Below are 12,057 nucleotides of genomic sequence, written 5' to 3'. Positions count from 1 at the left end.
GACCGGTTAGTGGTATAGCACCGACCAACTAACGGTACAGCACCGACCGACGCGGCTCGAAATTCGATCCTAATTAATTGATCTTAAAATTATTTTCAGAGATCGCCCGCGAACCCTAATCTTCTCTTAATCTTTATCTAATCAGGCCGCTGCGGTCGACGCGCTTCCAGTCATCCTCGATAAGGGTATAGCACCGACCGCCCAGGAGCAGGAACCGCGGCGCCAACGCGGGAACCCGCCCAGTGGTCGTTGTCGTGTCAGCAGGCGGAAGGATTTCGCGGGATAGCACCGATGGCAGTACGGGATAGCGCCGATGCAAAGACACTCAGCGGCAGTTTTAAGGAGCGCTAGCCTTCGGCTACGCGCGTCCGATGGATTCGCTTCGCTCATCCGGAAGAGAAGAGGCTTTTGAGGGTGGTGAGTGATGCAATGCTGATGACCCGATCAGGCCTCAGCGCGTGCACAACGGCCGAAGAAGAGCTTTGGAAGGTGGAGAGGTCATCAAGGCTCGCGGTCCAGTTCAAGCACCTCGGTGCTGTCATGTCCTAGACTGGTCTAACCTCGAGACGCAGAGGCAGAGGCAGATCTCGCTTGGAGCTACAGCACTAATTACTCAATTTTTTGAGGTTTCGAAATGACTCGCGTGGAAAATCAAGCCTATCTGTTGGAACTGAACAGCGATCCACCAAGCTGGGTTGACGGTTCGGATGGTGATCCAGGACGAACCTGCAGACGACAACACGCCCTTCGTTTTCAGGATCTCGCGTTGGCCTTGCGCGAAAGCGATCGGCTTTCCGCGCTCTTTGACCGAGTCATCAGCGTTGTTCCGTTTGAACAAACGGGCAACACCCACACCCAGGAGCAGCATTCGTTGTGAGCAACCCGTCACAGACCTCCAAACCACCCTTGTGCATCTACCACACCGATTGCCTGGATGGCTTCTCGGGCGCCTGGGTCGTCGACATGGCGCATGCCGAGACCGGCCTTGAGCTCTATCCCGGTGTCCACCACCAACCACCGCCTGAGGTGCGCGGACGCGAGGTCATCCTGGTTGATTTCAGCTACAAGCGCGACGAGTTGCTGGCGATGGCGGACGGGGCCGAGCGCATCCTGATCCTCGACCACCATGCCTCCGCTCAGGCCGATCTGGTCGATCTGCCAGCCAACGTGGTGACCGTCTTCGACATGGAACGCTGCGGCGCCATGATCGCCTGGGATCATTACTTCCCCGATCGGCGACCACCGCGGTTGCTCGAGCATGTACAGGATCGCGATCTGTGGCGCTTCGAGCTACCAGGCACGCGGGAGATCACCGCCACCCTCGACTCCTATCCGTTCTCGCTCATCGAATGGGGCCGGCTCATGCGTGAGGACCCCGAGGAACTGCGCGAGGAAGGGATTCCGATCCTGCGCCAACAGGATAAGGAGGTGCGGTATCTGGTCGAGACCCTGGCCTATCGCAGCCGTATCGCTGGCTTCGAGGTCCCGGTGATCAACGCCCCCGGCCAGTACAGCTCCGAGATCGGCGCGATCCTCAGTCGCGGTGAGCCCTTTGCTGCCTGCTACCACGACACGCCCAATGGGCGGCGCTTCAGCCTGCGCTCGGATGCACAGGGCTTGGATGTCTCCGAGATCGCGGCCCAGTTCGGTGGCGGTGGGCATCCGCGCGCGGCGGGGTTTCTGCTGGAACAGCGCCCGCTGTCTCAACTAGCGTAAGGGGACCATCGCTCAGCGCTGGAACACTGCAGCGGCAGTACAGGACCCTGCTGCGGATGCTTGTTGCCGCGATGCCCCCTCTTCTTCTCTTTTTATAAAAAAAACAACAACAACCGTTCTTTTCGCTGGTTCTGGTCAGCGAAAGGTCGGGGATTTGGGGCGCTGTTGTTGTTCTTTTTAATAGTTAACAACAGTTAAGAGGGTCAGTAACGCTTTGTTTTTAATTTGTTTTTCGGAGCGAAAGGTCGAGGATTTGGGGTTTTAAGGTCGAGGATTTGGGGAAATCCACGTAACTAATTGTTAACAAAAGACTTTAAAGGTCGAAAATTTGGGGGCTCTGCTGTTCTGGCCGTTGGATCTATGGACAAGTGATTGATTTTACTGATTGACGCCTTGGCGCTCGTTGCTTGAAAGGTCGGAGATTTGGGGCGATGAGTCGAGGATTTGGGGTTTAAAGGTCGGAGATTTGGGGAAAGGTCGAGGATTTGGGGCGATGACCACAGCAGCGGTTGAGGTCGAAAAAAGACTGACGCTGGTCGACCTTTAGGGTAGGCTTTGGCTGCAGTGAGCATGGACTGGGAAGGATGATGCGCGAACTGACCTGTAAAGCCGAGGAGCAACTGCTGAAGCCGACGGCGACGGTGCATGTGGGCAATCGACTATCGCTGATCGAGCGAAAAGTCTTCAACGCGCTGATCTGGCACTTCCAGCGTCATCAGGGTAAGACCGACAACCAAATGTCGGTGAATCTGCTGATGTCGCTGATCGGCCTGGGACGCAGCAAGAACATGGATGTGATCAAGGAGGCCCTCGAGCAGCTCACTACCACCGCGATCATCTGGAACAGCCTCAAGCAGGATCGCACCACCAACTGGGGCGTCTGCACCTTCCTCGCCGGCGCCGAACTCTGCGGCGGCCAGCTGCGCTATGTGCTCAATCCGCTGCTCGTTGACAAGGTCCAAAACCCGACCTTGTTCGCCAAGATCCAGCTGCTGATCCAGACGCAGTTCTCCAGCAAGTATGCCCTCGCCCTCTACGAATTTCTTATCGATGATCTCTGTCGGGCCGGCAGTCCGAAGACACACAGCCTGGAGGTCTCGCTCGACACCCTGCGCCATGTGCTGCAGTTCGACGGACCCTACAAGCACCTGAACGCCGATGTGCTCAAACCCTGTCTTCGGGAGATCAATCAGCACGCCGATATCGATGTGCGTTACCAGGCCATCAAAAGCGGCCGTTCGGTGGCCGCGATCCGTTTCGTGCTTGAGCGTAAGGCCGTGCAGCTCATGCTGGGCGGAATGATCGAGGCGACAGTCGAAGCCGACGCGAATGGCGACCCACCCATCGAGGACATCACCGATCCACTGATCACGGCCTTGATCGCGCAAGGTGTTGGCCTTCGTAAAGCCAAGGCGCTGGTCGCGGCCCATGATGAGGAGCGCATCCGCGGCAACCTGGCGCATGCCGTGGCCGAGCATAAGGCCGGGAAGGTGAAGAATTTCGCGGCCTATCTGGTGCGGGCCATCGAGGAAGATTACCGGCCGATGCCGGAGCCGCCTCGCCAGCCAAGCGAACCCTCACCCCGACTAGCCGCCAGGCAGGCGCAGGAGCAGCTGAAAGCGGACTGGGAGCGTTTCCGCAGTCAGCGTGTCCGCGAACGCTTCGCAGCGCTCACGGAGGCCGAGCAGGAGGCGCATCGGGCCGCGTTCGTTGAGCGCCTGCAACACGGGCGATCGATCCTGCTCAAGCCTTATCGCCGCGATGGTTTCAAGAGCCCGATGGTCGAGGCGCAGTTCTTCGCTGAGCTCAGTGAGTCCCTGCTGCAAGCGCCGGAGGAGCTGAATCTGCAGGCGTTTCAGAGTGCTCTGTCGCGGGGCGCATGAGCGTGACCAACCCATCGCACGCACCTGATACTCAGCGAAACCCCAACCACCCCAGCAACGGCGGCAGCAACAACGCCGTGGCAAAGGCGGAAAGCGCCATCGCCAGCCCGGCGAAGGCGCCCATGGTGGCATCGACCTGAAACGCCCGCGCGGTGCCCAAGCCATGCGCGCTCAGGCCCAGCGCAAAGCCTTTCACGGCCGGATCGTGACAGCGCAGCAGCCGCAGCACGGCGGTGCCGAACACGGCCCCGACCACGCCGGTACTGATCACCAGCACGGCGGTCAGGGTCGGGATACCGCCGATCTTCTCACTGATGCCCATGGCCACCGGCGCGGTGACCGATTTTGGTGCCAGGGAGAGCAGGATCTGGGGCTCCGCGCCGAACAGCGCCGCCAGACCGATCGCGCTCAGGCCCGCCGTGGCGACGCCGACCGGCAACGCGATCAGGATCGGCAGGGCGAGCGCGCGCAGCCGATGGCGCTGGCGGTAGATCGGAATAGCGAGCGCCACGGTGGCCGGTCCTAGCAGGAAGTGGATGAACTGCGCCCCCTCGAAGTAGATCCGATAGGGGGTGTCAGTGAGCCAGAGCAGGCCGATCAGCAGCGCGATGGCGACCATCACCGGGTTCAGCAGCGGTGTGTTGCCAGCCAGCCGATAGAGGCGCAGCGCGAGCAGGTAGCAGGCCAGGGTCGTGGTCAGCCAGAGTAGCGGCGAGGCAGCCAGATAGACCCAGATGTCACTCAGGCGCGCTTCAGCCATCGGTCGGTCTCCGACGCCAGGCGAGCAGACGCCGCATGCCAGCCATGGTCAGCGCCGTGACCACCAGGGTGATCAGGGTGCCGAGGATCAAGGCCAGCGCCAGTGCCTGCCAGTGTTCACGCACCCGTTCCCAGTGCAGCATGACGCCGACGCCGGCGGGTACGAATAGCAGCGACAGATGAGCCAGTAGCGTATCGGCGGTGCGACCGACCTCATCGGCGACACCGCCGCGCAGGAACAGCCAGCCGAGCAGGAGCAGCAGGCCGAGCACGGGACCGGGAATGGGCAGCACGGCGAGCTGAACCAAGGTCTCGCCGATCAATTGGCAGAGGAGGATCAGCAGCAGGGCCTCAAGCATCTGTTGTTCTCTTCGTGCCTGTTGCGCATGTCGACGCATGTGACCACCGGTTCATGTTCATGCGCGCGTGATCGCAGAGAGAACCGCAGTGTCGCTGACGGATGAATCGGGCCGTTTCCATGGTCTCACTTCCGATCCTGCTCGGTGCGCCATGCCTTCCCCGCTTCGGTCAGCCGATAGCGCTGGGATCGGCTATTCGGTTTGTCGGGCCGGGTCATCTCGATCCATCCGGCCTCGAGTGCCGGCTTGAGATAACGGGCGCGAAAGGATTGGCGATCCTTCAGTCCCAGTCTCTCCTGCAGCGCTTCACGGCTCATCTCGTCCTCGAGCACCTGCAGGAGCTTGCCGACTTGGGGGGTAACCTGGGGGCTGACTTGGGGGGTCGCCGTGCGCAGCGCCGCTTCGATCATGCGCAGAATGAAGGCGATGAATGGCGCCGAGTCGGTCTGCTCGGTGCTCTCGCGCAGCGCGTCGTAGTATGCGCTCTGGTGCGCATGGACCAGACTTTCGACTGGAAGGTCGGCGAACAGCGGATTCCAATGGGCGAGGATCAGGCTTTGCCACAGGCGCCCCATGCGGCCATTGCCGTCGGCGAAGGGATGGATGAACTCGAACTCGTAGTGAAAGACGGAGCTGGCGATGAGCGGATGCACCTCGGTGTCGCCAAGCCAGTGCAGCAGCCGCTCCATCAGGATCGGAACCCGCCCGGGTGGCGGTGCCATGTGGATCACCTGCTCGCCTGCCATCACCCCAACGCCACCACTGCGATAGAGACCGATCTCATCGATCAGGCCAGCCATCAGGATGCGATGGGCCTCCAGCAGGTGCGCTTCACGCTCAGGGTGCCAGGATGAGAAGCGTTCATAGGCGGCCAGCGCATTGCGCACCTCCTGGATCTCGCGGGGCGGAGCGATGACGCGCTTGCCCTCGAGAATGGCTGTGATCTGCGCCTCGCTCAGGGTGTTGCCTTCGATCGCCAACGAGCCGTGGATGGTGCGGATGCGGTTGATGCGTCGCAGCCGCAGTGCCCGGCCTGCCTCGCTCGCCTGCGACAGCCGCCCGAGTGTCTCGCTGACTGCGGCCACCTGATTGAGGATCGCCGGCGTGATGCGGTACGGAGGCTCGTCGCCGTCTAACGTCACTGCAGCGAGCACTCGATCAATTGCGCCACCTCCTCGGTGATGCGCTGATTGTCCTCTTCCGGCAGCTCCAGGCGGTCGTAGAGTTCGTTCATCTGATCGAACAGCTGCAGCAGCACGCGTTTGATCTCGCTCGGGTCCTCGAACTGCCAACCAACCGGCCGCTGTTGGCGTCGCTCGACATGACCGCGGCAGAGCAATCGTAAGACATGCGGAATGCTGTCGCCGGACTTCTCGGCGAAATGGAGCCAATAAGGCCACTCAGCGGTCACCGCAGCGAAGTAGGTACGGATCTCGGGGATCTCGGCGGTTTCGCGCGGGTCGCGGTCCCAGCCGCTGAAGTAGAAGGTCAGCTTGCCCTCCCAGTGCAGAGCGCTTTGGGCATCGGCGCTCAGCAGTTCGAGCTTGCCGAGCAGTGGCTGGATGTCGTAGCGCTCGACCGACTCGCGAGTGATCTCGATCGCCAGCAGCTCATCCTTGGCCGGCGACAGGCGGGCGCGTGGGTAACGCGGCTGATACGAGGGGGCGGCAGCGGTCATGGCAGTGCTCCGGTGCGGGTGGCGGACTCAAGAGCGAGGGTGTCCGAGGAGCCAGGTGGCGCGGTGGCGGGTTCCGGTTGCTGTTGCAGCCAGTGCCAGATCGCGCGCGTGGCCTGGCAGTCGTGGATGGCGCGATGTGCACTGCCGGGCCATGCGTAGCCGATGTAGGCGGCGGCGACCTGGAGCTTCTGCCAGCGATAGCCGCGGTAGCTCCTCGGCTCGCCGTAGACCTCGGCAAAGGCACGCATGGCGCAGTGGGTGCTTGCTGCGGTCGCCAGCTCGGCGCGCAGGAAGCCCTGCTCGAACTCGGCGTTGTAGATCACCACCTCGGCGTCGGTGAGCAGCGCGATCAGCTGCGGGCGTAGGCTATCCAGGGTGGGCGCATCCCGCACATCTTCCGGGCGGATGCCGTGGATGGCCTGAGCGCCGATCCAGTGCCTGTGATGCTCTGGTCGGACCAGGCTGTCGAGCAAGATCTGGCCGTTGGCGTCGAGGAGTCCGATCTCGAGGATCTCGTCGCGGTTGGGGTCCAGGCCGGTGGTCTCAAGGTCCAAATAGAGCGTGCGTTGCATGAGATGTCCCTCTGCGGCAATGGATTAGTGCTCGATCGGGGGGGCCTGTTGGCCGCGGACTGCATCGAGCAGCTGCTGGAACTGTTCGCGCTGGGCCGTGCGCTCGCGCAGCGTCGCCAGCTCGATGCGCAACTCGGCGAGCTGTTGCTCGGCCTGCTGGCGGGCCTGGCGCTCCTCGGAAAGGGCATGTTCGAGCGCACTGATCTTCTTGCCGCCCAGATCCAGCGTCTGTTTCGCCTGGCGGGTGGTCTCCTGCTCACGGACAGCCTCGGCCTGCAGCCGCGCGACCTGCTCGCGGAGTCGATCGCGCTCAGCCGGTAGGCCGTTGAGTTGCTTTCGGTATTGCAGCACGGCCGCGCGGGCTTGCTCCAGCTCGGCACCCTGCGCCCGCAGCCGCGCTTGGCGCTCCTCGGCCAGGGCCTTCAGTTCGCGCGTCTCGGCGCGCACCTGCTCACGCTCGCGCTTGAGTGCTGTCTGCGCGTCGTCGAGCGCTTGGCGCTCGGGGGCCAACCGCGCCCGCGCCTGTTGCCAGGCGAGCGTCCACAGATGGCGCATGGCGTGATCGATGGCTGGGGGGATCTCGGGGAGTGCGTCGACCTGGGGCGGCGTCTGCGCCTCGCGCCACTCGGCGAGCCAGGGGGTGATCCGGTTTGGCGAACCGCCGCCCAAGCGCGTGCGCACCGCCTGCACGGTGGGATTGGCACCCTCGGTCGCGAGGGCAGCCGCGGCTTGATGGACCTGCTCACGGGTGACGCCTGTGCGGGGCATGAGCGGTTGCGGTTCCTGAAGATCGACGGATGTCCATAACATAGCATAACAAACGCATTATGTTATGATTCGATGCCCCACCGTCTCCCCCCCCTGTCTGCGTTCTGGAGCATCCCCCGATGTCCTCGTTCTCGTCGTCGCGTGCGCGCCTCGGCACCTGGATCGAATCGGCGCCGATTCAGCGTCTGATCATTGGCCTCATCGTCCTCAATGCCATCACCCTCGGGCTGGAGACCTCAGCCACAGTGACGGAGGCCATCGGCCCCCTGCTGCGTCTCACCGATCGCCTGGTGCTGGCCGTGTTCGTGCTCGAGATCGCCATCAAGCTGTTCGCCTTTGGCGGGCGCTTCTTCCGCAATCCCTGGTCTGTCTTCGACTTCATCGTCGTCGGCATCGCCCTGGTGCCGGCCAGTGGACCGCTGGCGGTGTTGCGTGCGTTGCGCGTGCTGCGCGTGCTGCGGTTGGTGTCGACGGTGCCACAGCTGCGCTTCATCGTCGATGCGCTGCTCAAGGCGGTCCCCGGCATCAGTTCGATTGCCGGCTTGATGCTGCTGCTGTTCTACGTCTTCGCGGTGATGGCGACCAACCTCTATGGTCAGACCTTCCCGGAGTGGTTCGGCAGCATCGGTGCCTCGATGTACACCCTGTTCCAGATCATGACCATGGAGAGTTGGTCGATGGGGATCGTGCGCCCGGTGATGGACGCCTATCCGCTGGCCTGGCTGTTCTTCATCCCGTTCATCCTGATCGCCACCTTCACCATGCTGAATCTGTTCATCGGCATCATTGTCGACACCATGCAGACCATGCATGAGGCCGAGCATGTGCAGGAGCGCGAAGACTTCGAGGTCAGCATGCACGCCGATACCGACCGGGTGCTGGAGGAATTGACGGCGCTGCGGCAGGAGGTGGCGGCGGTGCGCGCGGCACTGCCGCCCGCATTGCAGCAAAAGGCCTGAACCCGCGCCTTTAGTCCGACGCCGGTTTCGGCTTCTTCTCGAACACCTGCAGGTTCGGTTCCTGCAGGATGATCGCCAGTCCCTGATCGGTGGGTACCTGGGCGCCGAGCGTGCCGCTCAGCGCAGCGACCCACTGCGACCAATCCGTATTGGCCTTGGTGAGCTTCTTCCAAGCCTTTGGACGCAGCGTGGCGACCACCAAGGCGTTGTCGGTCTGGATGCCGATTTTCATGCCGTCCTTGATCTGGACCGCCTTGGGCAGTTGGTTAAACTTCAGGGTGAGCTCGAGGCGACCGGGCACGATGGCATCCTCCGTCAGTGGGGCGTCTTTGGGGAGTTCGGGAGCGGGCGGTGTCGATGATGGCGGCTTTGGCGGTTTGATCTCACCGCGCAGCTGCGCTGCAGCACGTTCGGCCTCACGGGCGTTGACCTCGCCGGCCGGCGTCCCTTCGAGATCGATTCGGGGCGTCCCTTCGCGCATCGCATCGAGATAGGCTGGCAGGCTGCAGTAGTGCGTCAGCGCTTGCTTGAGCTTGCGGCTCAGCACCCATTTGGCTGTTGTCCGTTGGTCCTTGTTCGTGCCTTCGACCGGAATGAGCTCGGCGGTCAGGCGCTTGAGCATGTCCTTGTGAATCTTGAGCTTTAGCGGACGTGGGTTGGACAGATCAAAACACGCCGGGAAGCGCGCGCAGAGATCCTCGGGTTCGAGGCGTTCGGACAGCACCGCAAGCGGTACTGGGTCTGTCTCGGGCGTGGAGGTCGGTTCGGGGCTGGTCATCGCAAACATGAGACGTTCTTTGACAATCGGTGAACGGTAGTACGAACTTCACAACAGCGCAGGGCTACACTTTACGCAGTGCCTGCCCGACGATAGGAGCCTTGATGAAGCAGTCACGCTTGACCGGTTTGACCCTGATTGACATTCTGATCCTGATCACGATTGTTGCAATTGTGGCCGCGCTTGGCGGTCCCGCGCTGATCAACTGCTTAAATCAGACGGGTTTAGTGCCGTCTAGCACCGAAGACGCAAACTCAGCCTGTGCATTTTCAACGCTAAGTTCATCGGAATAGCCATGAATTGCCCCTGATCAGCAAAGGCAGGCAGGTCGAAGGGTTGTCGCCTGATTTTAGGGACTCCAATTGATCGCCCGGCTGGAGCAGGAACGATCAGCGAGCATGTAAAGTGGCTCGCAGTTGGTCGCCACAGCCTCACGAAGCGCCATGGGGTAGCCCATCAGCGTGCGCACCCAGCGACTCTGTTCATCGCCCAAGGTCTCCTCGGTCGGCAAGCGCCCAACCCATTCGGAATACGCAGAGATCGCGAGCGTCTGAGCGATGCTGTGACGGTGTCGCCACATCAGCCCGAGCGCCGCGCGGTCGGCTTCTTCTAAGGTCTTCGCAGACTGCCCCTCGCTGTAAATACGCACCGCTTCGGGATAGTCAGCAGCATGGATGCGCGCGAGCGCCGCGCATGACATCTGCACGTTGAAACGGACCCGAGAGTTCAGGTTTTCGTCCGCGCCGGCTGGCCGCTGCATCGTAAAATTGATCAGTCCAAGAAGACAAATGGCGATTGCAATGGTTTGAATGCTCAATGCTTAACTCGTAGAGCCTGTATTTGCTTCAGTGGTCAACGGCAGCGTCGGTTTCCGGTATCAAGATGACTCGTCATCGAGGGTATAGTGCAGACCCGTAACCTCCATTACTGCAGCGATCAGGTTCTTCATCCCAGCGGCGGTGAGTCCAGCGTGCTCATCGTTCAGGGTCTCGGTTCTGACCAGTTCCATGAGCTCTTCCTGCGGTACCTCGCCATAGCGCTCGGAGTAATAGCCGAGATTGATCGCCAGGATTCGCGCAACGTCGGCGAGTTGCTCTTTCGAGGTTCGAGCAATCAACTCGTCGGCGACTTGCATGTAGGTCTGCAAACTGTTTGGTTCAGCCATGATGTAAGACTCCAATCTGGAACCAACGATGAATCGGACCAAGGCGATTTGTCGCGCAGCACCCTGCATCCAATTTGATCACGAACATACGTAATCTCCTTCAGCTCCAGTCGATCCAAGGCCCTATTCTAGGCGCAATCCTGCTGATCGGCAGCCTCTCAGCGCCTCTGAGAGCCGATGACCTGAGCCATCCTGAGTTGCGTCAACTACCGCCGCTCAGCGTTGCTGAGGTCGACCGCCAGCAACGGCTTGCAGCGGGCACCGGTCGCATGTTGATCGGCTTTGGGCGTTCTGTGCCAGAGACTATGAACCTAGTGTCTACGCCTGAGTGCTGGCAGCGGCAAGCTGATGGGCGATGGCGCTGCCTGCAACGCCTTCGCTCACCCGGCGCCACGGGTCTTCGCCTGGGTCTCCAGCTTGAGGCACTGCCGTCCGGCGCCGTCCTCCGGTTCCACAACAGCGATCAAACACAGTCTTTCACCCTCTCCGCGGCAGAGGCCGAGCTCGATAGCGGGCTGTACTGGTCACCGACCACCGTGGGCGAGTCGGTGACTCTCGAGCTCCTGATTCCGGCCGAGGCAGATCCTGAGCAGATCATCGTGGCAGTGCCTATCGTCTCGCATCTATTCCGGCTGCCCTGGCTGCAGGAAGAGGTTCACAGAGAGACGGACTGCATTCGCGATGTCGCCTGCGATAAGGAGGCTGAAAGACTCAGCCGGGCGACAGCCTTGATCCTGTTCACGGATGCCGACGGCGAGACGGGCACTTGCACCGGTACGCTGATCGCTGGTGCTGAATCAGCGACCGAGATTCCTTATCTGCTGACCGCGCATCATTGTGTGTCCGATCAACCGAAGGCCTCGAGCGTCGAGAGCGTCTGGGGGTATCGGGTACGAGAGTGCGATGGATCGGCTGCGATCCCGCAATGGGTCCGAGGCGGCGCCGACTTGCTGACAGTCGTGACATCAGCCGACAGCAGTTTGCTGCGGTTGCGCCATACTCCCCCCGAGGGAGCGGCCTTTGTCCGCTGGTCGACGGCGCTTCCGCTCGAGGGCGAGCCAGTTGTGAGCATCCATCATCCGCATGGGGCTCCGCAAAAGATCACAGAGGGTCGGATCAAGGATTATCTGCACTGCGAGGATGCGGCCTACTGTGGAGAGGATGCAGATCCCGATGGCATCCACTACCTGAGCGTTGCCTGGACAGCCGGTGTCACCGACTCTGGCAGCAGCGGCTCAGGGCTGTTCCTGGCCTCTACAGGTGAGCTGATCGGGGTGCTCTCGGGCGGGTTGAGCAGTTGCGAGAATCTCGAGGGAGTGGATGACTACGGCTGGTTGGGAGTGGCGTATCGAGAGGGGTTAGATTTTTGGCTTGGTCAGACTTCGGAATCACCTCGTTGAGGGCGCCGCTGCGACCTTTG

General features: G+C 61.7%; 15 protein-coding genes. 6 read left to right on the top strand and 9 right to left on the bottom strand.

From position 1 onward, the window contains the following. Positions 1–634 precede the first annotated feature (634 nt). The 3 genes from VBE63_RS20360 to VBE63_RS20350 all read left to right on the top strand — a co-directional run bounded on the left by VBE63_RS20360 (position 635) and on the right by VBE63_RS20350 (position 3,599). Positions 635–877: a hypothetical protein gene (locus VBE63_RS20360; protein ID WP_323684853.1), complete on the top strand. Its 243-nt coding sequence runs from the start codon at positions 635–637 to the stop codon at positions 875–877. Further along, positions 874–1,716: a hypothetical protein gene (locus VBE63_RS20355; RefSeq protein WP_323684852.1), complete on the top strand. Its 843-nt coding sequence runs from the start codon at positions 874–876 to the stop codon at positions 1,714–1,716. The genes VBE63_RS20360 and VBE63_RS20355 overlap by 4 nt, the downstream gene beginning before the upstream one ends. Before the next feature lie 584 nt (positions 1,717–2,300). Continuing rightward, positions 2,301–3,599 carry a replication initiation protein gene (locus VBE63_RS20350; RefSeq protein WP_323684851.1) on the top strand — a complete coding sequence of 433 codons (1,299 nt, stop codon included), beginning with the start codon at positions 2,301–2,303 and terminating at the stop codon, positions 3,597–3,599. Positions 3,600–3,630: 31 nt separating this feature from the next. Here VBE63_RS20350 and VBE63_RS20345 read toward each other — a convergent pair whose 3' ends face one another. From VBE63_RS20345 to VBE63_RS20320, 6 genes are all read right to left on the bottom strand, one after another. After that, a complete protein-coding gene (locus VBE63_RS20345) occupies positions 3,631–4,359 on the bottom strand; it encodes an LrgB family protein (protein WP_323684850.1) in 729 nt (242 codons plus the stop codon). Next, the gene (locus VBE63_RS20340; protein WP_323684849.1) at positions 4,352–4,717 is read right to left on the bottom strand and encodes a CidA/LrgA family protein; all 366 of its coding nucleotides are present in this window, start codon (positions 4,715–4,717) and stop codon (positions 4,352–4,354) included. Before VBE63_RS20340 ends, VBE63_RS20345 begins: the two co-directional genes overlap by 8 nt. A 125-nt stretch (positions 4,718–4,842) precedes the next feature. After that, the gene (locus VBE63_RS20335) at positions 4,843–5,859 is read right to left on the bottom strand and encodes a Fic family protein (protein ID WP_323684848.1); all 1,017 of its coding nucleotides are present in this window, start codon (positions 5,857–5,859) and stop codon (positions 4,843–4,845) included. Then, positions 5,856–6,395: a chlororespiratory reduction 6 domain-containing protein gene (locus tag VBE63_RS20330; protein WP_323684847.1), complete on the bottom strand. Its 540-nt coding sequence runs from the start codon at positions 6,393–6,395 to the stop codon at positions 5,856–5,858. The genes VBE63_RS20335 and VBE63_RS20330 overlap by 4 nt, the downstream gene beginning before the upstream one ends. Beyond that, entirely contained in the window at positions 6,392–6,967 is a 576-nt protein-coding gene (locus VBE63_RS20325) for a 3'-5' exonuclease (RefSeq protein ID WP_323684846.1), read from the bottom strand. Before VBE63_RS20325 ends, VBE63_RS20330 begins: the two co-directional genes overlap by 4 nt. A 24-nt stretch (positions 6,968–6,991) precedes the next feature. Beyond that, positions 6,992–7,735 (bottom strand): DNA-binding protein, encoded by a 744-nt coding sequence (locus tag VBE63_RS20320; protein ID WP_323684845.1) that lies wholly within the window; start codon positions 7,733–7,735, stop codon positions 6,992–6,994. A gap of 119 nt (positions 7,736–7,854) precedes the next feature. Here VBE63_RS20320 and VBE63_RS20315 point away from each other — a divergent pair, with 119 nt between their 5' ends. After that, the gene (locus VBE63_RS20315; protein ID WP_323684844.1) at positions 7,855–8,694 is read left to right on the top strand and encodes an ion transporter; all 840 of its coding nucleotides are present in this window, start codon (positions 7,855–7,857) and stop codon (positions 8,692–8,694) included. A gap of 10 nt (positions 8,695–8,704) precedes the next feature. Here VBE63_RS20315 and VBE63_RS20310 read toward each other — a convergent pair whose 3' ends face one another. Continuing rightward, positions 8,705–9,481 (bottom strand): ProQ/FINO family protein, encoded by a 777-nt coding sequence (locus VBE63_RS20310; protein WP_323684843.1) that lies wholly within the window; start codon positions 9,479–9,481, stop codon positions 8,705–8,707. Between the two features lie 95 nt (positions 9,482–9,576). Here VBE63_RS20310 and VBE63_RS20305 point away from each other — a divergent pair, with 95 nt between their 5' ends. Continuing rightward, positions 9,577–9,765, top strand: a complete 189-nt coding sequence (locus tag VBE63_RS20305; protein WP_323684842.1) for a hypothetical protein — start codon at positions 9,577–9,579, stop codon at positions 9,763–9,765. A gap of 56 nt (positions 9,766–9,821) precedes the next feature. Here the strand turns inward: VBE63_RS20305 and VBE63_RS20300 are convergent, their stop codons facing one another. Further along, entirely contained in the window at positions 9,822–10,289 is a 468-nt protein-coding gene (locus VBE63_RS20300) for a hypothetical protein (RefSeq protein ID WP_323684841.1), read from the bottom strand. Positions 10,290–10,349: 60 nt separating this feature from the next. After that, positions 10,350–10,637 carry a hypothetical protein gene (locus VBE63_RS20295; RefSeq protein ID WP_323684840.1) on the bottom strand — a complete coding sequence of 96 codons (288 nt, stop codon included), beginning with the start codon at positions 10,635–10,637 and terminating at the stop codon, positions 10,350–10,352. Positions 10,638–10,834: 197 nt separating this feature from the next. Between VBE63_RS20295 and VBE63_RS20290 the strand changes: the two genes are divergently transcribed. Beyond that, complete coding sequence (locus VBE63_RS20290; protein ID WP_323684839.1) at positions 10,835–12,037, top strand: serine protease; 1,203 nt, start codon at positions 10,835–10,837, stop codon at positions 12,035–12,037. Positions 12,038–12,057: the final 20 nt, after the last annotated feature.

This window comes from Lamprobacter sp. (assembly GCF_034860625.1).
Classification (GTDB): Bacteria; Pseudomonadota; Gammaproteobacteria; order Chromatiales; family Chromatiaceae; genus Lamprobacter.
This window is presented reverse-complemented; position numbering and strand designations above follow the sequence as displayed.